This window comes from Shewanella sp. FDAARGOS_354, from assembly GCF_002209245.2.
GTDB classification, from domain to species: domain Bacteria; phylum Pseudomonadota; class Gammaproteobacteria; order Enterobacterales; family Shewanellaceae; genus Shewanella; species Shewanella xiamenensis.
Map to the genome: position 1 here is coordinate 4,763,822 of NZ_CP022089.2, position 25,802 is coordinate 4,789,623.

Consider the following 25,802-nt stretch of genomic DNA (forward strand, 5'->3'; position numbering starts at 1 on the left):
ATGCGGACATTTATTCTCGCTGCCAGTTTGCTTGGGTCTACTGCGTTACTCTCAGGTTGCGCTTCATCCCCTGAAGATGATTTAAGTTGTGGTACGGTATCGGGCTATTTACAACCCGATGCTAGTACCCATTGGTATCGAGTGGTGGTGACTCATCTAGATGGTAAGCCTGTGGTCTCAAAGCCTAATTATCAATTAGCACCTGGGGAATATGAGTTTACCGTTGCCGAGTTAATTGATGCTCCATCCCTTGGGGTGTCCCTTAGTGCGCGAACGCCAAAAACCTTTACGTTAGTGGTCGAAGGGCACCAGCGTTACCACATAGGGGCATTATTCCACACGGATAAACGCTACATGGGTAAAGATACCAACTATTGGGAGCCTGGTGTGTGGCAACAAGAAAATCATGAATGTCAGTTTGATTTAAGTCCTGAAACAAAATAGTTCGTTTTAACAATGGATTGTCATTTCTGTTAATGAGTATGACCTGGAAATAGGCGCGAAGGTGATCTTAGCGCCAAAAACAGGATTGGTGCTTTGCCTCATTCTATCACTGTGCGATGATGGGCAAGTTTTACTTCTTTGGAGAACAAGCGCTTAATGAAATGGCTTTCGACAACTCTGTTATGTGCATCCATAGGTTTTCTGTCTGGTTGCGCCACTTCTCCGCCAAAATCTCCTGACAACCTTTGCGATATTTTTCAAGAACATCGTTCATGGTACGAGGCCGCTAAGGATACCCGCGATAAATGGGGCGTACCCGTGCATGTGCCTCTGGCAATGATGTATCAAGAAAGCTCGTTTAAACATAATGCGGCGCCGCCTATGCAGTACTTTTTAGGCTTTATTCCCATTGGCCGAGCCAGTGATGCCTATGGTTATGCGCAAGCCAAATCCATGACGTGGGATGACTATGTTCGCGAGACTGGTAATAGTTGGTCTTCGCGCAGTAATTTTGATGATGCCATGGATTTTATGGGCTGGTTTATTTACAAGACCAATAAAATCAATGGAATTTCTAAATGGGATGCGAAGGCGCAGTACCTCAATTACCACGAAGGTTGGGGAGGTTATCGTCGAGGCTCTTATAAGTCTAAGGCTTGGTTAGTCAAGGTTGCAGCTAAGGTGGATGATAGAGCCAAACGTTATGCGGCTCAGTATAAAACCTGCAAGGAGGATTTAGATTCTTCTTGGTTATGGCGACTATTTTTTGATTAACCTTGCGCCCATGTACGAGGAGCTTATTGACTATAAGCTGTTGCCGAATGTTTATTGCGGCAGCTGATTATTAGCCGCTATGGCTTCGAGTGCATTAACGGCCTGTTTTTTACCGCGCTTTTGCTCATACATTGCATTATCAGCCTGTTTAAAAGACTTAGCCCAATCATTATCGTAAGGGGCGATGCCTACACTAAAATTGAGATTTAGCGGCGACTCATGATGTAACTTAAGGCGCATGGCATCCAGATCGTTTTCGAGTAATTCAAGCGGGCCATGGCATAGGGCGACAAACTCATCGCCACCAAACCGAGAGATAATGCCTTTGTGTTTCCAGAAACCTAGGATTGTTTTAGCGACTTCTTTTATTGCCACATCGCCGACCTGATGTCCCTGTTGATCATTGATAATTTTGAGATTATCCATATCAATGATCACTAAAAAGCTGCCTAATTGAGCCTTAGGTTGCCAATGTTGCAGGGCATCTTCGAAGTTTTTACGGTTATAGAGTCCGGTTAAGTTGTCGAAGTTGGCGAGTTTAGTGATTTGTAATGACTTTTGATACAGGGCAATGGCGTTGCTGGCCTCGTGGGTAAGAATAGAGACCAAATTACGGTCGTAGTCGTTAAAGGCGCCAACACTACTGCTATCGAGATTCAGCATACCGTAAAGTTTGCCATCAATCCGTATTGGGCTGGAGAGAGTGGAGCGTATCGGTTGCTTGGCTGCTGTAAGCAGCACCTGTTGCTGTTCATCTGTTAGCGTGCTTGCGGCATTGATATTTTTCATATCATCCACAACGACTACACGGTCACATTTACCCTTGGTGAGTCGATACTCGAAGGATTGTTCAAGGGAAAAATTCAATTGTTTTAGCTTATTAAGATCGAGTCCAACTACTGACTCGAAATGCAGTCTATGGTTATCTTCATTGACTTTGATAATGCTGCCCATTTCTGCACCGTTAATAATAGAGACGGCTTTATTCAACAGGGCATCGAGAAATGCATGTTCATTTTTATACTGACTCGACAGGTGGGCAAGTTCGTAAATGGCATCGTTAATGTTCACGACTTGCTCTAGATGTTGCCATAGGCGAGTTAAACGCCCTTGGTGGAGATAGTAGATTAAGCTGTAGGCAATGACATAGATTAGGCACACAAACAGCAGAGGGAGAATAGTCCAGCCTTCTGTCGGAGCATTAAAAACGAACAATGAAACGAAAAGCGCTATCGGTACAATCAACAATAAGAGGTGATAGCGATAGTCTAAGCGGTCAATAGTTTTACGTTTAAAATTATCCCTTAATTTCACTCGGCAGTTCCTTTATTCGTGCTCCGGTTAGTCTGATTGAATCGCCACATCACTAACTCATTCACGCTGAGTAAGAATAAGTATATAACGAAGTTGATAAATTCACTGATAAAGGAATAAATATATTCCCTTATCAGTGATTTGCGCGGCTCGGTTAGGCTTTAGCAAACTCGGCTAAAATCCACGCAAGGGGCGCTTGGTATTGGCTTGGCATCCAAGTTTGCAACGCGCTAATACTATCTGTTAACACGCCCGTATTAGGCACTGAAAGATTTAAGTGCCCGACTTTACGGCCTGGGCGAACCTCTTTGTTGTACCAATAGAGCTCAGCATTAGGCAAGCTTAACCAGCGAGGATCGTTATCAATACCGATCAGATTGACCATCACGCATTGAAAGTTCACCTGTGGCTGCGGAATAGCAATCCCACTCAAAGCTCTTAAATGCAGTTGGAATTGATCCATATGGGTACCCGCTTGGGTCCAATGGCCTGAGTTGTGTACCCGCGGCGCTAACTCGTTAACCAGCAGCTTATCGCCAACTCGGAAACATTCCATCGCCATCACGCCGACATATTCCAGCTCATGCATAATAGCGCTCAGCATGCCTTCCGCTTGCGCTTGCAGGTGATTCAGACGAGTCAGTGGCGAAATTGAGGCCATCAAAATGCCATCTTGGTGCAGGTTGAGTGTTAATGGATAAAACACGCATTGACCTTCACGGGTACGTACGCCGACTAAGGAGACTTCTTCATCGAAGTTAATTGCTTGCTCGGCAATGGCTAAGTTGCGCCAATCATGGGGGATGTCACCTGCTTCGGCTTGCTTTAACCAATATTGGCCCTTACCATCGTAACCGCCCGTGCGACGTTTCATCAACACGCGTGGGCCAAAGGCTTGATACAAGTTTTCGACGTTGGTCTTATCATCGACAAGTGTCCAAGGTGCCGTTGGGACTTGGAGCTGATCGAGTAAGCTTTTTTGGCTGTAACGGTCGGCCAAACGGCTAAATACTGGGCCGTTAACAAAATGCGGATGGCTACTGAGTTGTAAGCTTAAGGCTGATTCGGGCCACTGCTCGCGTTCGGCGGTGATAATATCCTGAGGCGCTAGCGGCAGGATTTCATCGGTTGGCGTCATGATATCGACGGCGCGAACATCGATAGCCAGTGGCTCGCCTGCGTGGGTCAGCATAGCGCCGAGTTGACCATTCCCTAACACCCAAACCTTTGATTTTGCATTTGCTTGGGTCATTAGGCTTCCCTCGGATCGGGATTATCTAGCACAGCGCGGGTTTGTTCTTCCCTAAAGGCTTCTAAACGTGCGGCAAGATCTGCATCGTTATTGGCGAGAATTTGGCAGGCCAGTAGACCAGCGTTAAAGGCTCCAGCGGTACCGATGGCGAGTGTGCCTACGGCGATACCCTTTGGCATCTGCACGATAGACAGTAAGCTATCCATGCCCGATAGCGCTTTGCTTTGTACTGGTACACCTAATACAGGTAAGCGAGTTTTTGAGGCAATCATACCGGGTAAATGAGCTGCACCGCCCGCGCCACCGATAATAATTTTAAAACCACGGTCAGCGGCTCCGGCTGCAAACTCCATCAGCTTATCTGGCGTTCTATGGGCTGATACAACTTCAACATGGTAAGGCACTTGCAGTTTATCCATGATCTCAGCGGCGGCTTCCATTGTGGGCCAATCACTCTTAGAACCCATAACAACAGCAACAAGGGCTTGCATGATAACTCCTTAACTCACTAATTTTAATTATATTTCGACCTTGTTTCAGGTCTGGGTACAGTCGATGTTCGCGGCTCCTGTAAGAGCAGGGAGCATCATGGCGCAGAATAATACCATGTAAAGCCCGATTTCTGGCGTTTTTTGCGCGTAAAAATAGTGCCTTTAGGATGGATAAAGTGTTCGTCGAATTGGCCTAAATAAACCCTATACCCCAACGCAGATACTGTGCGTTGGGGATAAAATATCAATTTGCAATTAGTGGGTTGCTGCTGGATTAGATTCGACGATATGCTCAAATGATGGCGCTTCGGCTAAGGCTTCCCGCAGGGTAGGATAAAACTTCAGTATCCCTTCAATCGGTTGCACTTTAGCCCTTGCAAGGGTGCGAATGGGCTGAAACTGCAAATCGGCAATAATCAACTTAGTATGGTTATGCTTACATTTTTCAATCAGTTTATTGAGTGCTGCAAGACCACCAGCATCCAGAATCGATACCCCATCTAAGTAAAGTACAATCACTTGTTTATCTTGAGTGAGGCTGGCGATTTCGGCAAAAATACGATCGGCAGCGGCAAAAAATAGCGGGCCATTAATTTTGAGCACGGCCCAGTCGGCGGGCAGAGGCTGATCGATATAACGCTTGTTGCTACTGATATCATACAGCTTGGTCATCTCCGCGATTTCTTTCATAAATAGTAGCGCGGCTAAAATAATCCCCACGCTGATGGCGATCACCATATCGAATATCACCGTGAGTGAAAAACAGCTTAAAAACACCAATATATCGCTGGTGGGCGCAGTTTTCAGTAAGTGCACTGCTTTGGGGGCTTCACTCATATTCCAAGCTACAACCAGTAATAATGCGGCCATGGCCGACATAGGTAAGTAGGCAAGTACTCCTGCGAGCGCGACTAAACCAACCAAGACCACTATGGCATGGATCATCGATGCGATCGGACTCTGAGCACCCGCTTTAACGTTTGCCGCACTGCGGGCAATCGCCGCGGTTGCTGGGATCCCGCCAAAGAAGGGGGCGATAATATTGCCTATCCCTTGGCCGAGAAGCTCGCTGTTCGCGCTATGGCGCTTGCCTGTCATACCATCAAGCACAACGGCACATAGCAGCGATTCTATGGCACCTAACATGGCAATCGCGAAGGCGGCGGGGAGTAAGGCTTGAAAAGTGGCCAGATTAAATTCAAAGGTTTGACCATTGGCGCCAGTTTGTAACCAAGGCCATTCAAAGTGGGGGAGAACCGCAGGGATACCTGTGCCGACACTGCCGTCGCTTAATTGGTAATGGAAACGTGTTCCTATGGTCTCAATATCAGCGCCCATAGCATTTAACACTAAAGCGAGAATACTACCCAAAACGATGGCCGGAAGGTGGGCAGGTACTGGGATTTTTAATCTAGGCCAGAGTAGCATAGTGGCTAAGGTAGCAGCAGCCACTAATAAGCTTGGTAGGTGAAGTGCAGGCAATGCCTGACCTAGTGCCATGAGTTTGGCAAAATATTGCTCTGGCATGTGCTCTATATGCAGACCGAAGAAGTCTTTTAGCTGCAAGGTTGCTATCACTACCCCAATCCCTGCGGTAAAGCCTAAGGTGACCGATTCAGGAATGTATAGGATTAATCTACCCAGTCTTAACATCGCCATGGCAACCAGCATCATGCCAGACATGACGGTAGCGATCAGCAGTCCCGCCAACCCAAATTGTTGGGCGATGGGATAGAGTAAGACGACGAAGGCGGCCGTGGGCCCCGAGACGCTATAACGGGAGCCACCTGTCATGGCGATAATAAAACCACCGACAATTGCGGTGTATAAGCCATATTGTGGAGCGACACCGCTGGCTATCGCCAGTGCCATTGCCAGTGGTATCGCAATGATCCCGACGGTCAGACCCGCCATGAGATCTTGTCCAAAACGTTTAAACGAATATTTATCTTTTACGCACGCTTCGCTAAGGGCGTGGGCAATTCTTAATGAAAACAAATGAGCAGAGTGTGACACGAGTGGGTCCATAAACGCGGCTTATTACAAGGCTCTATTCTAGAGTCCAGAAGAATGTTCTTGTGTGATCATGGTTGCAAAAGACGCTTAAATGTCTTTGTTTTTAATAAATAGTATGCTTGGTAAAGTGAGTGTGGCGATTTCTCTTATCAAATAACCCTTTTGTGCTTAGGCTGCGTTTATAGGGATATCAACCATTGGGGTCACAATCACTAGGTCACTATCATGAGATATCCATCTTCAGTCTTTCGCCACAAAACGCATTTAAGCTTTGTTGTTTCGGGATTAACAGTCGCTGTACTACTCGGCTTGAGTGCTTGCAGTGATAAATCCGCGAAGCAGCAAAACCCTACTGAATTAGCCGTTCAAGCAAAAATTGCCGCGGAGCAACAAGCAGCGCTAAAGCAAAGTGCAGAACTTAAGCAAAGCGCAGAGCTTAAGGAAAGTGCCAAGCGTCAGGCCAATCGGCAATTGGATGCTGCAATCGCCATACAGGAGCAAGCCTCGTTAGCTAGGCTGCAAACAATGAATGCTGAGGGGCGATCGTATATCGCTCAACCTGCGGCCAGTATCAGTGCGGCGCCCGCGTTAAACGGCGATTGGCCAGGGGCTGTACGACCTGAGCGCAATCGATTCGAGAAGCAAGTGCAAAACGGCATCATGGTCGCAGGGGAGATCCCTGTATCGACTTTTGCAATTGATGTCGATACCGGCAGTTACACGACGTTAAGGCGAATGCTAAAGGAAGGGCGATTGCCTCAAAAGGACACGCTGCGGGTTGAAGAAATGCTGAATTATTTTTCCTATGACTATCCACTGCCGGGGAAAAATGAGGCGCCCTTTAGTGTTACGACTGAGCTTGCTCCATCACCCTATAACGATGACATGATGTTACTTCGCATTGGTTTGAAGGGGTATGAGCAGAGTAAAGCTGAACTGGGCGCCAGTAACTTAGTGTTTCTGCTGGATGTGTCAGGGTCGATGGCATCGCCCGATAAGTTACCTTTGTTGCAAACTGCCTTGAAAATGCTGACCCAGCAACTGGATGCTCAGGATAAGGTATCGATTGTCGTCTACGCCGGCGCTGCTGGAGTGGTGTTAGATGGCGCGGCGGGTAATGACAGTCAAACTCTTCATTATGCGTTAGAGCAGCTTAGTGCGGGTGGTTCAACCAATGGGGCGCAGGGGATTCAGCTTGCTTATCAGTTAGCGCAGAAACACTTTGTTAAAGGCGGCATTAATCGAGTGATACTTGCGACCGACGGTGACTTTAATGTCGGCACGACCAATCTCGATGAGCTAATCGATTTGGTTAGCGCACAGAAACAACAAGGGATTGGGTTAACTACGCTCGGTTTTGGCATGGGTGATTACAATGACCATTTGATGGAGCAATTAGCCGATAAAGGCAATGGACAATATGCCTATATCGATTCCCTCAATGAGGCGAGAAAAGTGCTGGTGGAACAATTAAGTGCAACCTTGCTCACCATAGCCAAAGAGGTGAAAGTGCAGGTCGAGTTTAATCCTGCTCTTGTGGCCGAATACCGTCTTATCGGTTATGAGAACCGCGCCTTAGCGCGTGAAGATTTTAATAACGACAAGGTGGATGCGGGCGAAATAGGCGCAGGGCATACCGTCACGGCACTTTACGAGCTGCGTTATGTTGATGCGGGTAATTTGGCTAATGATCAACTTCGCTATGGGTATAATCCCAAAACGGGCAATGAAAAATATAGCCGCGATGAAATCGCCTATCTGAAATTACGTTATCAGCTACCGGATGCCACTCAAAGCCAGTTACTTACCTATCCAATCCGTGCCGATCAAAAAGTGAAATCCTTAGCGCAGGCGAGTGATGATTTTCGCTTTGCCGCTGCGGTGGCAGGATTAGGACAGTTACTGAATCAAAGCCACTATTTGCATCAATTTGATTATAATAAGCTTAGTGCGCTCACTCGTTCTGCGCTGGGGGAAGATACCAGCGGCTACCGACATGAATTTATGCAGCTTGTGGATACCGCTGCAATGCTTGCACAAACACAGCGAGTGCCAATCAAAAAATCCTTTGATGTCGGAGATAAACCTTTCCCGCCCGAGGATAAACCGCATCAGCAATGAGCCAAATTATTATGTTTCAGTTAGTTAACCATTAGGGAGCTGCCATGGCCCTGGCGATACCGCAAATGCATGCCCATGAGCATACCGATGAACAGTTAATGCAACGCTATGCCAAAGGCGATGGCAAAGCGTTTGAGCAGCTTTATCTTAAACACAAAGGCGCATTGTACCGTTACTTTGTGCGCCAACTCGGTGACAAACAGTTAGCCGAAGATTTATATCAAGAAACCTGGGGACGAGTGATCCGTGCCGCCGCCAATTATGAGCCGAGTGCTAAGTTTACTACTTGGCTCTATCGGATTGCCCATAATCTGTTGATTGACCACCTCAGAGCTGTCAAACCCGTCGACTTAGTTAGCCATGATAATGAGGAAGGGCTAGATACCTTTGTGGGGGCGGAGCAGGAACAACCCGATGTACATTGGCAGGAAACGCAAAAGAGCCTGTTACTGAAAACCTGTATTGCCCTGTTACCCCAAGTGCAGAAAGAGGCCTTTATTCTCAATATCGAAATGGGCTTTACCGCAGCGGTGATCAGCGATATCGCAGGGGTGACACTCGAAGCGACCAAGAGCCGCATTCGCTACGCGTATCAAAGCTTAAAAGATTGTGTCAATGCTAAATGGCAGGAGGTTGGTCATGAGTAATTCCACTCTGTCATCGGAAGAAGAGGCACTACGTCAGGAAGTCTCGGCTTGGTATCACAAGCAAGCACTGGAAATGCCACCCGAGCGGCTCGACCAAGATATTTTGCGCCTATCACAAGCTCATTTGGCTGAAATGAATGTGAGTCAGCTAAAGCCTGCTGCTACGCCTGTGTGGCGCCGTTTCCCATGGGCGTTATCGAGCGCCGCTTCCTTAGTGCTGGTTGTGGGTTTAATCGTACTGAATAGAGGCAATTTTGAGGAAGAGTTAGTCGCGCCAGCAGCGTTGACGATGAGTGCGCCCATGCCCGCTCAAGCACCGTTAGATAACGCTGCTCAGCAAGCCGAAATGGCGCGTCAAGCGAGAATGGAAGATGCCGCAACACAAAGTAGGCAAAGGGAAGCGATGAGGGCCGAAGCTAAGATGTCAGCCCCGGAAAATCAGCAAGCAGAGTCTCGAGCATTATCGCAAAGGGCGCGTGCATTGTCTCAGAGTGATGAAGCCACAGCTGCGCTGCGTGATAAAGATGTGTTGATGGCGTCGTTAACACGTTTGCAAGCGTTAATAGACTCGAAGCAAATACAGGAAGCCTTAGCTCTTGAGCAAAGCTTAGTGAAGCAGTATCCCGAGTTGTCTAAAACCAATGCTGAATCTACCGATGACACAAAGGCAATTGAGAAATTTAAAGCTCTACAGCATCAGCTTCATTCTGTGAGCAAATAAAGCGTAAATCAGTGGGCTGGTCTCATTAAGGCCACTCACTGATATTAATATCTTATTCTTAACGTTGTCGTATTAATCTAGGACACTTTTTACAGATCGTAATGTTAATTACTTGATCATGGTCATAAAGTGCACAGGAACTCGCCTGTTATATTGGATATTGATAAACGACTTGACTAGTATCAATAGTCAGTCCTAAGTTCAGGAGGCGATATGCTCAAAAGACTCATGCATGATCATAAACATATAGCAGTGCTATTGAATGTCTTGAAAAATAAACAGATGAAATTAGTTGAAGGCGAGGCGATTAATTTTATTGTTGTGAGAGACATCGTTGAGTATATGCAAGGATATGCTGAGCGTAGCCATCACCCCGTTGAAGATATTATTTATGCTTATTATTTGGCACATAAGGCGAATGATGAGATCGACAAGCTAAGTGCCGAGCACCAAGTTGTGACTGCGGCTTCATCGGCATTAATGAATACTTTAAACCTGATATTAAGTGACATTGTTGTCGCAAGGGATAAACTGATTGCCGATTTTGCCGAATATGTTGACTTACAAGAAAAACATATGCAAATGGAAGAGCGGGAGATTTTCCCCTTACTTGCGAAGTCTTTAACCGAGCAAGATTGGAAGGAGATTGAACAACAATGCCAAGCATCGTTAATTGATGATCCGCTATTCCTTGACCGAGAGCAGCAAGCCTTTGATGACTTACGTTCCTATTTAAAAGCGTCCGATTAGGGGTTGTAAGTCATCTGAAGAGGGCGTTCAAAATTCTGTGTCAGGCTAATTTTTAAATTTCCAGCACGCTATCTAAACGTCCTTCAAAATAAATCGCTAACTGAGATAAACAAAGGCTCCAATTGTGGATTGGCATGGTCCATTTATCTGAGGCGTTTAATATGCCTGCGTAAAGTAGCTTCAACAAGCTATTTTCATTAGGAAAAGCACCTTTGGTTTTGGTGAGCTTTCTAAATTGGCGATGCACAGCCTCAACCGCATTGGTCGTGTAAATCACTTTCCTGATATGTTCTGGGTACTTAAAATAATGGGACAAATTATGCCATTTGCGACGCCAAGAGTTGATTACCAGCGGATAAGCATCACCCCATTTGGCCTCCAGTTCGTCCAATGCCATCTCTGCGGCTTCTTTACTCACGGCTCGATACACAGGCTTTAAATCAGCCATAAACGCTTTCTGATTTTTTGAGGCGACATACTTCATTGAGTTGCGGATCTGGTGGATAACACATAGCTGTGTTTCCGTATGAGGGAAGATACTGGCTATGGCCTCAGGGAAACCGGTCAAACCGTCAACACAGGCGATAAGAATATCTTTTACACCACGATTATTAAGATCGGTCAGTACGGATAGCCAGTAATTAGCGCCTTCATTTTCGGACAAGTGAAGCCCTAAAATTTCCTTTTTTCCTTTCATATTAAGCGCTAACAATGTGTAAACGGCTTTACTGACGTAACGCCCATCCTCTTTGACTTTGTAATGTATCGCATCAAGCCAAACGATAGGATAATGGCTATCTAATGGGCGCTGTTGCCACGCTTTAAGTTCGGGGATGAGTTTGTCAGTGATAGCACTGACTGTTGCGTTAGACACATTGAGCCCATACATATCTTCAACATGTTGATTAATATCGCGATAGCTCATACCTATACTGAACATCGATAACACTTTACGTTCGATTTCATCGGTTAGCGTAGTTTGATTTTTCTTAATCAACTGAGGCTCAAAGGTGCCATTGCGGTCTCTAGGCGCGTCTAACTCAAAGTTACCGGACGGATACTTAATGGTCTTAGAGGTTTTGCCATTTTTACGATTAGGCTGAGGATCATGCGCTAAATGCTGCTCAAGCTCAGCCTGGAGAGCCGCTTCAGTGAGTTGCTTGATCAGTGGACCAAGAATGCTGTCTTTACCTGTGAGGCTTTTACCTGATTGCAGATCTTTAAGGGCTTGTTCGAAGTTAAAAGGTTGGGTCATGTGTCATTCCTGTTTTTGAATATTTTACTGAAATGACACAGAATTATGAACACTACCCATCTGAAGGGTAAAAACAGAAAAAGCGCCATAAGCGCTTTTTCTCTATATCCTGTCAATAAAAAAAACAGCAGGTTACAACTGGATGGTGTCTATATCGTAATCAAAGTTGTTATCAATCTCTTGCAGTTCCTTGAGTAAACGATGTTTGTCCTTTAACGCCTCGATTTCGCGCCACTTACGCTTTTTATTAGCACCACGCGAACGGTCGGGTCTTTCTACAACTTCATCTAGCGCACAACCATAATCTAAACGATCCATGGTAACCTCCTGTTGTTGTATGTTTTGTCAGCGATTAAATAACATATTTTCAAAACAGGGTGCAAGAATTATGTTTCATTTGTGTTAACTTGAAATGAAATTTGGATGATATGTCATTGATCTTAACTATCACTTTAGTGGTAGTTGCTTCTTGAAATGTTTATTTTATTAATGAGATACAATAAAAAAGCCAGCAATTGCTGGCTTTTTGTTCGATCAGATTTTGCCCCGTCGATAAAGATTGATTAAGCCATTGCTTGAAGCATCTAACGCAGTCGCTTCTTGATCTGCACCTATACGGGCGAGGACGTCGTTACCTAAGGTTTTGCCAAGCTCAACACCCCATTGGTCGAAGGAGTTGATGTCCCAAATGGCGCCTTGGACAAAGGTTCTGTGCTCATAGAGCGCAATCAGTGCGCCTAAGGTTTCTGGAGTCAGCTTATCCATTAACAGAGTGTTGCTTGGCTTATTGCCCGGCATGACTTTGTGTTTGGCGATAAGTAACTTTTCTTCATCACTCAAGTTGCTCTTGCTCAATTCAGCCAGCGCTTCATCTAAGGTACGGCCTTGCATGAGTGCTTGAGTTTGTCCAAAGCAGTTAGAGGCTAACTGATCATGGTGTTCACCGATAGGGTTATGGCTTTGCAGCGGCATAATGAAATCAGCAGGAATTAATGCAGTACCTTGATGCAGCAACTGATGGTAAGCGTGTTGACCGTTTGTGCCTTCGCCGCCCCAAATCACAGGACCTGTGCTGTAATCCACATGAGTACCATTGAGCGTGACTGATTTACCGTTACTTTCCATATCCAGTTGTTGGAAGTAGGCAGGAAGTCCGCGCAGATAATGATCGTAGGTCAATACCACATGGCTTTGAGCATTAAAGAAATTGCCATACCACAGTGAGAATAGTCCCATGATGACGGGCATATTTTCCGCTAAAGGCGCAGTGGCAAAATGGGTATCCATTTGGTGCGCACCCTTTAATAGGGAGCGGAAGTTATCCATGCCGATGAGTAAAGCAATGGGTAAACCAATGGCAGACCACAGAGAATAGCGACCTCCAACCCAGTCCCACATAGGGAAGATATTAGCGGCATCAATACCAAACTCAGTTGCTTTTGCCACGTTAGAGGTCACGGCAACAAAGTGTTTCGCGACATCGGACTGTGAACCACCTTTAGCTAAGAACCACGCTTTGGCCGTTAAGGTGTTGGTCAGCGTCTCTTGTGTACCAAAAGACTTAGACGACATGATAAAAAGCGTGGTTTCAGGATCGAGCAGCTTGAGTTTTTCACTGATCGAGGTGCCATCGACGTTTGCAACAAAATGGCAATTGAGACCTGTTATCCAGTATGGGCGTAAGGCTTGGGAAACAATTTTAGGGCCAAGGAATGAACCACCGATACCGATACTGACAATATCGGTAATGGCTTTGCCTGTGTAGCCTTTCCACTGTCCTGAGGTGACTGAAGTGACAAACTGCTGCATCTTGTTCAGCGTTTGCTGTACTTCAGGAACGATATCTTGACCTTCGGCAATGATGGATTGGTCCGCGGTACTGCGTAGTGCGGTATGCAAAACGGCACGTTTTTCGGTGGTGTTAATGATATCACCGGCAAACATCGCCTTGATTTTAGCGTCAAGCTTGGCTTCTTGCGCCAGTGTCAGCAGCAAGTTGAGAGTCTCAGGTGTTGCTCTATTTTTTGAATAATCTAAAAATAAGCCACAGGTAGAAAGCGACATGTTGCTAAAGCGTGCAGGATCGCCTGCAAAGAGTTCCCGCATATGCGGGATCTGCTGGCTATGGGCTGCTAACGCCTTCCAGGTTGTGCTTTGGGTCAAGATAGTCATCGAATCGTCTCCGAAGATACTTAGTTTGCCAGTTTAGCCTTGAGCATGACTTCGAGTTTGCCTTGGTCGATGGCGAAGTTACGGATGCCTTCTGCTAGCTTGTCAACGGCCATAGGATCTTGGTTAAAGTCCCAGCGGAATTGGGCTTCGGTTAAAGGCTCACCCGCAGCAACTGTAGTGCTGGCAGGAATGAGTTTAGGTTGAATAGCGACTTGAGAGTTTGCTAGCTCTTCAAGTAATGAAGGACCAATAGTCAGGCGGTCACAACCCGCTAATTCGATGATTTCACCAATATTACGGAAACTTGCCCCCATGACTACCGTGTTATAGCCATGCTGCTTGTAGTAGTTGTAAATTTCAGTTACAGAAACGACACCAGGATCATTTACTGCGTCATAGTCTTTACCTGTGTCTTTTTTGTACCAGTCGAGGATGCGGCCAACGAATGGAGAAATTAAGTACACGCCAGCTTCAGCACAGGCACGTGCTTGAGCGAAGCTAAATAATAGGGTTAAGTTACAGTTGATGCCTTCTTGCTCTAACTCTTTGGCGGCACAAATGCCTTCCCAAGTTGAGGCTAATTTGATCAAAATGCGAGATTTATCTATTCCTGCTTCTTGATATAGACGAACAAGCTTATGCGCTTTTGCAATGGATTTTTCTTTATCGAAGGATAAGCGGGCATCCACTTCAGTTGAAATTCGGCCTGGAACCAGTTTCAGAATTTCCACGCCAATGTTCACTGCAAGTTTATCGCTGGCATCATCAATCTGTTGCTCAATATCAGCACTTTGTAATTTAGCCCATGCAATAGCATTGTCGATTAGAGCGCTATACTCAGGGATTTGAGCGGCTTTTAGAATGAGTGATGGGTTAGTGGTTGCGTCTTCTGGTTGATAGCGCTTAATTGCTTCAATATCGCCAGTATCGGCCACAATAGTAGTGTATGACTTGAGTTGCTCTAATGTATTTGCCATGAAAAACATCCTTCTCAGATAGCGGTCAAAACTCAGAAATGAACTGATGACTATTAGAAGCGATTTTGCCAACTTTTCCAACCATCAATGTAAAAAAATTACAAAAATGGTAAAACTATATCGTTTCTTGCTGAACATAGTGGTGAATGCCACTTAATCAGTCTTAGCGCCATCAGGTTAGGTAGTGTAGATGCCTTAAAAACAAAAAGTCGCTGCAAGCAGCGACTTTTTTATTCTTAACAGTGCAATTACTTCAGAACAGGTTGTTTTTCAGTAGTTGTCACGATGGCTTCGATGCGGCGGTTAGCTGCATGAGCTTCTTTCGAGTCACCAGCCACTAATGGCTTAGTGATACCGTAACCGTTAGAAGTTACGCGGCTTTGGCTGATGCCATATTTTTCAACAAGGATCTTAGCAACAGCGTCAGCACGCTTGTCAGACAGAACCATGTTGTATTCTGGTTTACCTACGTTAGAAGCGTGACCCGCGATTTCAACAGTGAATTCTGGGTTCTTGTTCAGGTAGTTAGCCAGTCTTTCGATGTCTTTGTAGTACTCTTTCTTCACTACTGCAGAATCGTTAGCAAACTGGATAGAACCTACATCTTCTTGCTTTTTAACGTTTTCATAGATAGTACAGCCAACAGAGTCAACTTTGTGAGTTGCAGGCGTTGCTGGGCACTGATCTTTATCGTCGTATACACCATCGTTGTCTGAGTCAACTGGTGCTGCTGCAACAACGGCGGCAGCTACAGGAGCCACTGCTGCTGGAGTACCAAAACGGTAGCTTAATTCTAAGCCCCAATAGTTGCTGTCAGCTTCGATTGTGTTGAAGTCTGTGTCGTCTAAGTTTTCATAACGGCGGTATTTAGCTTGTAACTTCAGATTATCGGTGAAGTTATAACCAACACCTGCGCCAAAGTAAGGCGCAAAATCGTTAGAGCTGTATGAGCTTGAAGTTGTGCCAGTATGTTGGCTGTTTTCTAAGGTGTAGTACATTGCACCCGCTTCTGCAGACAGGCTCCAACGGTTACCTAGTGGCCATACACCGACTAAGCCCAGAGTTGCACCTTTAACATCTGCATCATTGCTAATGCCACCATTAGTCCAATCTGCACTACCTAGATCACGATAGCCGATTTCTGCACCAAAGTAGTCATTAAACATATAGCCTGCGAAGATGTCCCATGCGTATGGGTTATCATCGCCGTTATCAGTTGCAATGTGTTCATAGTTATTAACGCCTAAACCTGCACCAACATACCAAGGAGTTAACTCTTGAGATGCACTGGCAGCAAGTGGAAGCATTGATGTAAGTAAAACTACTTTTAATGTATTCTTCATCATTTTTTCTAAGTCCATTGTTTATGATTCTCCACCAATATGCTTTGCGGGTTTTAAGCAAAACATTGCTAGCACTTAGTGTGGGGATCCTTTGGTATTGTAGCCAGCGGTTAATTATCACTGCATTTGTTAAAATTTTCCAGTGCTTAGTCTGAAGTTTTTTTATGGGGCTCCATCCTGTAATCAACTTGAGATGTTAAAAAGGCATCCTTTCGGATGCCTTTAAATTGTATTTATTTTGTTAATTTAATTAACTGCTAGCGAGTCCAAACCCAATTTTCGATTTCAGTTGGGTCAACACCATGTGCTTTAATATAGTTACGGTGATCAACAAGTCTTTGCAACATATCTGTTGTGATTGAAACGTGTTTAGTCTCATCAATGACGCCTTGTTGGAATAGTTTATAAGCCATATCAATAACAAGGTGGTAGCGAGAGGTTCCATTACGCACACCCATATCAAATGGTGTAGTTGTTGAGCCTTCTTCTTCATAACCTTTAATTCTAAAACGGCGGCTTCCTTTGTAATCAAAAATTAACTTTTTGATTGTATTTGGATAACCGTGATAGTTAAATACTACTCCTTTATCTTGAGTAAATATTTCATCCATCATCCATGGTTTTTCTTTAAATTTACGGCTACCTAAACCATCACTGCTTAATTCGGTGACGCTCACAAAACGGATTCTGACTCGAGGCAGCATTTCCCGAATGATCACTAAAGACGCCATACATTCTTGAGTGACATAATCACCACAGCCAGCAAGGACGATATCTGGATTTTCATCTGAAGCAAAATCCCACACCATGACGCCATCTTTGGCTTGTTTACGTGCTTCATCTAAGCTTAGCCATTGTGGCAGCTCTTTTTTACCTGCGACTAGGATGTTCAGTTTGTCACGATCCGCAAAAGCACGTTCGGTATACACTAAGGTGCTGTTTGCATCAGCTGGTAAATAAGCAGAGATAATCTTTGGATGTTTTTCTAACATCGCACCTAGGAACGATGGGTTTTGATGCGAGTAACCGTTGTGATCCTGACGCTCTAATAATGAAGAAAGTACTACGTTGCACGCTGGTAAAGGTTTACGGAAATGCACCCCTTGACTGGCATAAACATACTTACAATATTGGTCGGCCATGGATGAAACTACTTGCGAGAATGACTCGTAGGTTGGGAACATGCCATGACGACCTGTCACTGTGTAGCCATGTAACATACCAAATAGTAAGTTCTCAGAAAGGAGCTCTAGTACACGGCCATCGCGAGACATATCTTCATCCCAGCTTTCAATTGGCCATTGCCATGCACGGTCGGTTTCTTCAAATACCGCTTGCAGTTGGTTTGAATAGGTTTCATCAGGGCTGAAAATGCGTAAATTGCGTTGATCACGGTTCAGTTTGAATGCGTCACGCATCCATTCACCCATTTTCAGCATGGAGTAACCGCGGTGTCCGCGTGGTACTTCTGGACCGTAACTGAGTTTTTCTAGATCTGGATTGGATAAAGCTCTAACAACTTCACCACCATAAGTGAGATGTTGGCGACCACAAGCTAAGTGTTTTGGTGGGATCAATGAGCTAATATCCGCATCAAAAATCAGTTCACCTTGAGCATTGATTTGATAGAGCTCTTGGAACTGGTAGCTAGCTAACCAGTTATCCAATGCGGCTAGATGGCCTTTATCGGTCGCGCATTTATTGACAATCACTTGGTGTGATTCGCAGTTGCCTTCTAACTTCTTACCATTATATTCGCTTACGCCTGTCCAACCTTTGGCTGTGCGCATTAAAATCACTGGCCAGCGAGGTTTTACAATATCTTCGCCTTTACGTGCTCGGGCTTGGATATCATTAATCATGCTATAAGCGGTATCCATGGCGGTTGCCATTTGAACGTAGATATCTTCTTCCGCTTCGCTGTCCACAATAATGGGGTGGTAGCCAAGACCGCGGAATTCAAGATCTAATTCTTCATGGCTCATGCGTCCCATACGGGTTGGGCCAGAAATTTTATAGCCGTTGATATGCACGATTGGTAACACTGCGCCGTTGGTGGCGGGTGATACCAATCGGTTTGCATACCAAGATGCGGCTAATGGGCCTGTTTCTGATTCTCCATCACCTATTAATACTGTCGCGATAAGATCGGGGTTATCAAGCACTGCGCCCCAGCCAACGGATAATGAATAACCTAATTCACCACCTTCCAGAATTTGTCCTGGTGCTTCAGGATTAGCATGTGAAGGATAACCGTATGCTGCTGAGAACTTTTTACAAATATCCTCAATGCCCGTTTCATTATAAGGAATGGTTTCTGGATAGTAGTGGCTTAGAGAGCCTTCAATGAATAAGTTAGCTTGTACGGCAGGGAAGCCATGTCCTGGACCAACTAAGTAAATAAAGGGACGATTATGTTTTACAATGAGTCGGTTAACGTTCGCGTAGACAAAGTTGATACCAGGACACGTTCCCCAGTGACCGAGCAAGCGAGGCTTAATGTCCGAGTGCGCTAGTGGGCGCTTATGAAGTACGTTTTGCTTTAAGTAAATCTGGGAGGTGGCTAGGAAGTTAGTGGCTCTTACGTATTTTTTAAGAGCATTTATCTCATGTGTTGTCGTCATATTAAGCCTCACTAGAGCAGACGGAAGTAAATAATGTTTTCTTGGAGTTACTATATTTGTAATTTTATTACAAAAATGTGCCCTACATCCAAATTTTAAAACTTGTGTTTGTCGTTAACGCATGTGAATGAAGTTTGTTAAATTGTTAATTTAATATTAACAGTGACTTATCTAAGCTTTATGATCGTGAGCTTGTAGCTATTTAACAATGTAAACCTAGGCTTGATCACATGAGTAATTTCGAATACTGTGCTATTTTGCTGCGTTGAATTCGGTAGCCGTGATGTTGTAAATTCACGGAAGGATAATTTGAAAGAATAAATCTACCGATATTCTTACCTTTATTTGGAAGGATTCATTCACCACAAATGTTGCACCTCGCTAAGTATAGGTGGGGGAGGGCATTTGCTACGGGAAGAAGTAAAATAATATGTTAGAAACGATTGTAAACTTTTTGAACGCACTGCTCTGGGGCAAATTGCTCGTTTACGGACTGGTGGGTGCGGGGCTCTATTTCACCTTACGACTTGTATTTATTCAACTTACACACTTCAAACACTCTCTAAAAGTCATGACAATGAGCCGCCAAGGCTGTGAAAGTGGTTTGTCTTCATTCCAAGTATTCTGTACGAGTATGGCGGCCCGTGTAGGTGCTGGAAACATGGCGGGGGTAGCGGTGGCCATTGGCTCCGCCGGACCTGGCGCTGTCTTTTGGATGTGGTTAATTGCCATGTTGGGTATGGCAACGGCTATGGTAGAGTCCACTCTTGCGCAGGTTTATAAGGTGCGTGATACCAACGGCCAATTTCGTGGTGGCCCTTCTTATTATATGGAGAAGGGACTTGGTCAGAGATGGATGGGGGTGTTGTTCGCTTTCTTCCTGATCATCGCTTTTGGTTTGGTGTTTAACGCGGTGCAAGCTAATACCATTACGGGGGCGATGGAGCGCGTGTTTGGCTTCGATCCGACCTATGTCGGTATCGGCTTAGTGTTAGCCAGTGGTTTTGTTATCGTCGGCGGCTTACGTAAAGTTGCGCGAGTATCTGAGTTTATCGTGCCAATTATGGCGTTGGCTTATATTCTGATCGCTTTCATTATTGTGTTGTTCAATTTAGAGCAATTACCCGCAGTTATTAGCCTGATTGTAAAAAGTGCTTTCGGTTGGCAAGAGGCAGCAGCAGGTGGCGTTGCTTATACAGTCGCTCAGGCGATGCAAGCAGGTATTGCCCGTGGTTTGTTCTCAAATGAGGCGGGGATGGGCAGCGCAGCAAACGTGGCGGCGAGTGCCTCACCTAATCCTAATCATCCAGCGTCTCAGGGCTTTGTGCAGATGATGGGAGTGTTTGTCGATACCATCGTTATCTGTACTGCAACTGCGGCAATTATTTTGCTTTCAGGCGATATTGGTTCTAGCGATGACGGCATTCGTCTCACCATCAATGCGATGTCAAACCACGTTGGAGATTGGGGCGGCGCCTTTATTGCGATAGCCATTTTCCTATTCTGCTTTACTTCTATCATTGCTAACTATTCCTACGCCGAAACCAATGTGATGTTCTTAACGGGTAACAGTACTAAGGCGTTACCGCTATTTCGCCTGTGCGTATTGGGCATGGTGATGTTTGGTGCCGTAGCCAAAATCAGCTTAGTGTGGAACTTAGCCGATGTGTCAATGGGGCTAATGGCAACGGTCAATATCGTCGCATTGTTGCTGTTATCTGGCTTGGCGATACGGGTTATCAACGATTACTGTGAACAATTAAAGAGTGGCAAAATGCCTGAGTTTGACCGCAGTAAGTTCCCCGAATTGATGGAACAACTTGATGATGGCATTTGGCAGGACAATAGTGCCAATGAGTTGGCTAAATCGCGTACTGAATCAGCGGTTAGTCGTTAAGCTCAAGTTCACTGATTAGCGCTATCGGAAAAACCACGTCATCCGTACGTGGTTTTTTTATGCTTGTTCAGTATCATAGTGGCGTATTTTATTTGTTGGAGTGTGTTAATGTTGATTTTGGTTTCACCGGCGAAAACCCTAGATTTTGAGCAACCTCCCTTGACTCAAACCCATACTCGGCCCGATTTTTTAGCTTATAGCCAAGAGCTCATTCAAGTTTGCCAACGGTTAACTCCCAGTGACATAGCAACATTAATGAAGGTCAGCGATAACATTGCGGGCTTAAATGCGGCACGTTTTGGCGAGTGGACACCCGATTACAGTATTGATAATGCTAAGCAAGCTATTTTCGCTTTTAGAGGCGATGTTTACACAGGTTTTGATGCTGATACCCTGACACCTGAACAGCTTGAACGTACTCAGTCGCAGTTGCGCATTTTATCTGGGCTATACGGGTTACTGCGGCCATTGGATTTAATTTTACCTTATCGCTTAGAAATGGGGACGGCCCTTGCCAATCCTAAAGGTAAGAATCTTTACGATTTTTGGGGCAACACTCTCACCGAAGCGGTCAATAATGCTGTCGCTGCGCAGGGGGATGAGATCATTATCAACCTTGCATCCAATGAATATTTTAAGGCGATAAAGCCAAAGCAATTAGCAGGACAATTAATCACTCCTGTTTTTAAAGATTTTAAAAATGGTCAATACAAAGTCATTAGTTTCTTTGCGAAAAAAGCGCGGGGAATGATGGCAAGATATATTATTGAGCAGCAAGTGAGTTCGATTGATGAATTAAAAGCATTTGATGTGGCAGGTTATTACTACAGTGAAGAATTGAGTAAACCGAATGAGCCAACATTCTTACGTGAAGCGCAATAACGTATTACGGCTTAAATAAAAAGAGCTGCTTAGGCTTAATGCCAGTCAGTTAAGCTGACTGGCATTTTTCTTTTTATGGGTGAATGATTTAGTTATGAGGCTTATTTCGATTCAGTGCTAATGGGGGTTAACACTGAATTCGAGTTTGCCATAATATAAGCAAATTGAGCATATGCCGCCACATTTTGTGCCAGAGCCTTAGGATCAATTTTATCTAAGGTATCGTTAGGTGTGTGGTGATAATCGAAGTAATCGTGGCCATCCTGTCTTAATGATGCAACAGGTACGCCTAATGCGGGTAGCATAGAGACGTCAGGCCCACCAGATGCTTGGTTATTGCCGAGGGCAACACCGTTGTATGTCATTGGTTTAATGCTCTCTTGAACTTGGGCGAAAACGTTGTCACTTACTTTAGTATCGATTTGATAAATCGGACCCGCGCCAAAGTCCGATTCGGCAGCAATATAATGCAGACGTAGCTCGGCTTTGTGTGCTTCAGCATAAGCCTTACCCCCCACTAAGCCAATTTCTTCAGCTGCATATAGTACTACTCGCACTGTACGAGCGGGCTTTTGTGGAAGATCTTGAATATGTTTTGCTGCCGCTGTCACAATCGCAACACCAGCACCATCATCAATTGCACCTGTACCTTCATCCCATGAATCTAAATGGGCACCAATCAGCACGATTTCGTTAGGTTTACTACTGCCAGTGACTTCTGCAATAACGTTGTAAGAGGTATTCGTACCTAAATCCTTCGGTGACATATGCAGCTCGAGCACCGCATTCGGATCGCGTTTTAACATGGCATCGACTAAGTCTGCATCGGGATTAGACATCGCCGCAGCAGGGATTTTAGTCACACCATCTTGATAACGCATCACGCCAGTGTGTGCCATGCGGTCATGGTCGGTGCCTATTGAGCGAATGACGATTGCTACGGCTCCCTTTTGTGCTGCTGCGACAGCGCCCTTCGAGCGGCCGCCGACACTTTTTCCGTAACCTTCACCAGTTATATGACGCTCCGTTTTTTGATCGATAAAGGCAATTTTACCTTTTACATCATCAGGGTTGGCTTGTTGTAATGCTTCTAGGCTATCAAAGCGAGCTATTCTAGCCCTAATGCCCGTTACTGGCGTTGCAATGCTGCCACCCAATGCAGTAATCACCAAAGGTTGCTCTACCGGAGAGATAATCTTGGCTTTGGCTTCTCCACGTTCCCAAATAGGAACCTGTACTGGCTCTTTATAAACCTTATCAAACCCGAGGCTGGTTAACTTATTCATTGCCCAGTTCACGGCAATAATGTCTTTTGGACTACCAGCAAGGCGCGGTCCTACTTCTACCGTAAGAGATTCGACAATGTCATATCCAATCGAAGAGGCTAAAGCGGTTTGTTGTAATTGAGAAGGGGTATCTGTTTTGACTGGTGTTTCGATATGAGTTTGGCAAGCGCTCAAACCACTAATAAAAAGGCCTGTTATCAACGTTGTTTGGTAGGGTTTCATAGGTTTCCTTTGTTTTTATTAAGCATGTCCCACTTTTGAAAACAATCTAGCAAAAAGTGTGCTTTATGTCCCGACTATATCTGTAAGGCAACGCTATATTAGCGCAGGGGTTAGTTTTAGGAGAAAATGTGCGTAATGAATATTGAATTAATGCAGGAGCGAGCCGATCATGCCGTGGTGCTATTAAAGGCACTCGCAAACGAACGCCGTTTATTTATCCTTTGTTATTTACTGAATGAAGGAGAAATGTGCGTTGGCGAAATGAATAAAAAATTAGGCTTAAGTCAATCGGCACTATCACAACACCTTGCTTGGTTACGCAAAGATAATTTAGTAACCACACGCAAAGAAGCGCAGACCGTATTTTATTCACTGAAGAGTGATGAAGTGCGTGAGATGATCCATTTACTAAACAATATTTATTGTCATTAATGGTTTTCAGCAGATATAAAAAAACCGGCAATTGCCGGTTTTTTTTATTTACTAAGATAATTAAGCAACAAGCGCTTTGATCTTAGCGTTCAAACGAGCCTTATGACGAGCAGCTTTATTCTTGTGAATAAGGCCTTTAGTCGCCATACGGTCAACGATTGGTTGTGCAGCAGCGAAAGCTTCGGTTGCTGTTTTGTGATCACCAGCTTTGATAGCTGCGATAACTTTTTTAACGTATGTACGTAACATTGAGCGACGGCTGGCGTTATGCTGACGACGCTTTTCAGATTGAAGCGCGCGCTTCTTTGCAGACTTGCTATTAGCCAAGGTGCAACTCCTAAAAACTGGATTTGATACTTTTAAAGGCCGAGGAATATGCCTGCATTTAGTCACTTTGTCAATGACTATGATTGAATAATCATCATAAAGATAAATTAATTCAACCTGCCTTGGCTATCTTCAACCCAACTCGTGTAATATGTGGCGCAATTCTAGCAGCTATTACCGCAGTGTGACAGAGCCTGAGTCGATTTTTTGAGATGAATCACCTAATCCATTCGATATAGGTCTGGGGGACGTTTGAGTAAAAAATTATTGAAGTCAGGCATGATTGTTAGTGCTATGACATTGATTTCCCGTGTTTTAGGTTTGGTTAGAGATGTTGTCGTTGCCAATTTAATGGGTGCAGGGACAAGCGCTGATGTTTTTTTCTTCGCGAATAAAATTCCTAACTTTTTACGTCGATTATTTGCCGAGGGCGCCTTTGCACAGGCATTTGTTCCCGTACTGACCGAATATCAAGAAAAGCATACCTCGGACGAAACTCGCGAGTTACTCAGTAAGGTGGCGGGGACCTTAGGGCTCTTAGTGACGATTGTCACGCTTGTCGGTGTGATTGCATCTCCTGTGTTGTCAGCCTTATTTGGTGGCGGCTGGTTTATGGCCTGGCTGAATAACGAACCTGATGGCGCTAAGTTTGAGTTAGCAACGGTCGTACTAAAAATCACTTTTCCTTATCTGTGGTTTATTACCTTTACTGCTTTAGCGGGCTCAATCTTAAATACTCGAGGACGCTTTGCTGTATCGGCTTTTACGCCTGTGTTTCTAAATGTGGCCATTATTGCGGCGGCAATGTTTTTCGCGCCGACGTCTTCTCAGCCCGAAATTACCTTGGGATGGGGAGTATTTTGCGGTGGTTTAATTCAGTTTTTATTCCAAATTCCGTTTCTGCTCCGAGAGAAAGCGTTAGTAAAACCTTCGTGGGGTTGGCAACATCCCGGGGTTGTGAAGATTAGAACTTTGATGATCCCTGCATTGTTTGGGGTTTCTGTCTCACAAATCAACTTGTTATTTGATACCTTTATCGCCAGCTTCTTGATGACTGGTTCTATTAGTTGGCTCTATTATTCAGACCGATTATTAGAGTTTCCACTTGGTTTATTTGGTATTGCTATTGCAACCGTGATTTTACCCGCGTTATCGCGAAATCATGTGAATGCAGAAGGAGATGGCTTTGGTAACACCATGGATTGGGGAATTAAAGCGATTTTATTACTCGGTTTGCCTGCGATGATGGGGTTGATAGTGCTCGCGCAGCCTATGTTAATGGTACTGTTTATGCGCGGCGCCTTTACTATCAATGACGTGCAAATGGCCTCTTACAGTTTGATGGCTTACGGAAGCGGTTTACTGAGTTTTATGTTAATCAAAGTTTTAGCGCCAGGATATTATTCTCGCCAGGATACTAAAACCCCCGTACGCTATGGCATCATCGCTATGATTACCAATATGGGCTTTAACTTAATATTTGCAATCCCATTTGGTTATGTGGGTTTGGCGATTGCTACATCCATGTCAGCCTTGCTTAATGCCACATTACTTTATCGCGGCCTGCATAAAGCAGGGGTTTATCGTATTACCAAACCAACTATGGTGTTTTTCCTTAAAGCCGTGGTCTCTACGGCATTGATGGTGGTAGTCTTGTACTATTTATTACCCACGCAATCTCAATGGGTAGAATGGCATTTAGCTTTACGTGCTAAGGCTTTGATTGGCTTGATTGCTGTTGGTGCTATGACGTATTTACTTGGCTTATTGGCGTTAGGAATTCGTCCTTGGTCAATGAAACGGGGAGTTTGATTGCTGATTCTTATCGTTAGCTGTTATATAATCAGCCGATTTG

The 25,802-nt window shown here is 44.8% G+C and carries 22 protein-coding genes; 10 read left to right on the plus strand and 12 right to left on the minus strand.

Annotated elements, in window-relative coordinates:
* Window positions 1-444: a hypothetical protein gene (locus tag CEQ32_RS21430; protein WP_086024063.1), complete on the plus strand. Its 444-nt coding sequence runs from the start codon at window positions 1-3 to the stop codon at window positions 442-444.
* Window positions 445-600: 156 nt separating this feature from the next.
* A complete protein-coding gene (locus CEQ32_RS21435) occupies window positions 601-1,218 on the plus strand; it encodes a lipoprotein (protein ID WP_037421266.1) in 618 nt (205 codons plus the stop codon).
* 51 nt (window positions 1,219-1,269) lie between these two features.
* Here the strand turns inward: CEQ32_RS21435 and CEQ32_RS21440 are convergent, their stop codons facing one another.
* From CEQ32_RS21440 to dauA, 4 genes are all read right to left on the minus strand, one after another.
* Window positions 1,270-2,532 (minus strand): sensor domain-containing diguanylate cyclase, encoded by a 1,263-nt coding sequence (locus CEQ32_RS21440; protein ID WP_055648473.1) that lies wholly within the window; start codon window positions 2,530-2,532, stop codon window positions 1,270-1,272.
* Between the two features lie 154 nt (window positions 2,533-2,686).
* Complete coding sequence (gene purK, locus CEQ32_RS21445) at window positions 2,687-3,784, minus strand: 5-(carboxyamino)imidazole ribonucleotide synthase (protein ID WP_055648474.1); 1,098 nt, start codon at window positions 3,782-3,784, stop codon at window positions 2,687-2,689.
* Complete coding sequence (purE, locus tag CEQ32_RS21450; protein ID WP_037421257.1) at window positions 3,784-4,275, minus strand: 5-(carboxyamino)imidazole ribonucleotide mutase; 492 nt, start codon at window positions 4,273-4,275, stop codon at window positions 3,784-3,786. Before purE ends, purK begins: the two co-directional genes overlap by 1 nt.
* A gap of 255 nt (window positions 4,276-4,530) precedes the next feature.
* Complete coding sequence (gene dauA, locus CEQ32_RS21455) at window positions 4,531-6,291, minus strand: C4-dicarboxylic acid transporter DauA (RefSeq protein ID WP_037429656.1); 1,761 nt, start codon at window positions 6,289-6,291, stop codon at window positions 4,531-4,533.
* A gap of 225 nt (window positions 6,292-6,516) precedes the next feature.
* Between dauA and CEQ32_RS21460 the strand changes: the two genes are divergently transcribed.
* From CEQ32_RS21460 to CEQ32_RS21475, 4 genes are all read left to right on the plus strand, one after another.
* Window positions 6,517-8,412, plus strand: coding sequence for a vWA domain-containing protein (locus CEQ32_RS21460; protein ID WP_088586825.1), 1,896 nt, complete (start codon window positions 6,517-6,519; stop codon window positions 8,410-8,412).
* 44 nt (window positions 8,413-8,456) lie between these two features.
* On the plus strand, window positions 8,457-9,059 hold the full coding sequence (locus CEQ32_RS21465; RefSeq protein WP_088586826.1) for a sigma-70 family RNA polymerase sigma factor: 603 nt from the start codon (window positions 8,457-8,459) through the stop codon (window positions 9,057-9,059).
* The gene (locus CEQ32_RS21470) at window positions 9,052-9,780 is read left to right on the plus strand and encodes a hypothetical protein (RefSeq protein ID WP_088586827.1); all 729 of its coding nucleotides are present in this window, start codon (window positions 9,052-9,054) and stop codon (window positions 9,778-9,780) included. Before CEQ32_RS21465 ends, CEQ32_RS21470 begins: the two co-directional genes overlap by 8 nt.
* A 213-nt stretch (window positions 9,781-9,993) precedes the next feature.
* Window positions 9,994-10,530 carry a hemerythrin domain-containing protein gene (locus CEQ32_RS21475; protein ID WP_037421247.1) on the plus strand — a complete coding sequence of 179 codons (537 nt, stop codon included), beginning with the start codon at window positions 9,994-9,996 and terminating at the stop codon, window positions 10,528-10,530.
* 52 nt (window positions 10,531-10,582) lie between these two features.
* Here CEQ32_RS21475 and CEQ32_RS21480 read toward each other — a convergent pair whose 3' ends face one another.
* From CEQ32_RS21480 to CEQ32_RS21505, 6 genes are all read right to left on the minus strand, one after another.
* Complete coding sequence (locus CEQ32_RS21480) at window positions 10,583-11,785, minus strand: IS256-like element ISSod4 family transposase (protein WP_032482388.1); 1,203 nt, start codon at window positions 11,783-11,785, stop codon at window positions 10,583-10,585.
* A 132-nt stretch (window positions 11,786-11,917) separates the two neighbouring features.
* Window positions 11,918-12,103 (minus strand): DUF3545 family protein, encoded by a 186-nt coding sequence (locus CEQ32_RS21485; protein ID WP_037421244.1) that lies wholly within the window; start codon window positions 12,101-12,103, stop codon window positions 11,918-11,920.
* 216 nt (window positions 12,104-12,319) lie between these two features.
* Complete coding sequence (pgi, locus tag CEQ32_RS21490; RefSeq protein WP_037429612.1) at window positions 12,320-13,957, minus strand: glucose-6-phosphate isomerase; 1,638 nt, start codon at window positions 13,955-13,957, stop codon at window positions 12,320-12,322.
* Window positions 13,958-13,977: 20 nt separating this feature from the next.
* Window positions 13,978-14,934, minus strand: a complete 957-nt coding sequence (tal, locus tag CEQ32_RS21495; RefSeq protein WP_037421238.1) for a transaldolase — start codon at window positions 14,932-14,934, stop codon at window positions 13,978-13,980.
* Between the two features lie 248 nt (window positions 14,935-15,182).
* Window positions 15,183-16,295, minus strand: a complete 1,113-nt coding sequence (locus CEQ32_RS21500; RefSeq protein WP_172587990.1) for an OmpA family protein — start codon at window positions 16,293-16,295, stop codon at window positions 15,183-15,185.
* A 239-nt stretch (window positions 16,296-16,534) separates the two neighbouring features.
* The gene (locus CEQ32_RS21505; RefSeq protein WP_037421225.1) at window positions 16,535-18,901 is read right to left on the minus strand and encodes a phosphoketolase family protein; all 2,367 of its coding nucleotides are present in this window, start codon (window positions 18,899-18,901) and stop codon (window positions 16,535-16,537) included.
* A 430-nt stretch (window positions 18,902-19,331) separates the two neighbouring features.
* Here CEQ32_RS21505 and CEQ32_RS21510 point away from each other — a divergent pair, with 430 nt between their 5' ends.
* Both CEQ32_RS21510 and yaaA read left to right on the plus strand, forming a co-directional pair.
* Window positions 19,332-20,798 carry an alanine/glycine:cation symporter family protein gene (locus CEQ32_RS21510; RefSeq protein WP_037421222.1) on the plus strand — a complete coding sequence of 489 codons (1,467 nt, stop codon included), beginning with the start codon at window positions 19,332-19,334 and terminating at the stop codon, window positions 20,796-20,798.
* 108 nt (window positions 20,799-20,906) lie between these two features.
* Window positions 20,907-21,680 carry a peroxide stress protein YaaA gene (gene yaaA / locus CEQ32_RS21515; protein ID WP_055648480.1) on the plus strand — a complete coding sequence of 258 codons (774 nt, stop codon included), beginning with the start codon at window positions 20,907-20,909 and terminating at the stop codon, window positions 21,678-21,680.
* 101 nt (window positions 21,681-21,781) lie between these two features.
* Here yaaA and CEQ32_RS21520 read toward each other — a convergent pair whose 3' ends face one another.
* On the minus strand, window positions 21,782-23,188 hold the full coding sequence (locus CEQ32_RS21520; protein WP_055648481.1) for a M28 family metallopeptidase: 1,407 nt from the start codon (window positions 23,186-23,188) through the stop codon (window positions 21,782-21,784).
* Between the two features lie 135 nt (window positions 23,189-23,323).
* Here CEQ32_RS21520 and CEQ32_RS21525 point away from each other — a divergent pair, with 135 nt between their 5' ends.
* Window positions 23,324-23,620, plus strand: a complete 297-nt coding sequence (locus tag CEQ32_RS21525) for an ArsR/SmtB family transcription factor (RefSeq protein WP_006084975.1) — start codon at window positions 23,324-23,326, stop codon at window positions 23,618-23,620.
* Between the two features lie 60 nt (window positions 23,621-23,680).
* On the opposite strand, the gene rpsT is transcribed toward CEQ32_RS21525, so the two are convergent.
* Entirely contained in the window at window positions 23,681-23,947 is a 267-nt protein-coding gene (gene rpsT, locus CEQ32_RS21530; protein ID WP_037421209.1) for a 30S ribosomal protein S20, read from the minus strand.
* A 252-nt stretch (window positions 23,948-24,199) separates the two neighbouring features.
* Here rpsT and murJ point away from each other — a divergent pair, with 252 nt between their 5' ends.
* A complete protein-coding gene (gene murJ, locus CEQ32_RS21535) occupies window positions 24,200-25,759 on the plus strand; it encodes a murein biosynthesis integral membrane protein MurJ (RefSeq protein ID WP_037421205.1) in 1,560 nt (519 codons plus the stop codon).
* The last annotated feature ends 43 nt before the right edge of the window (window positions 25,760-25,802 follow it).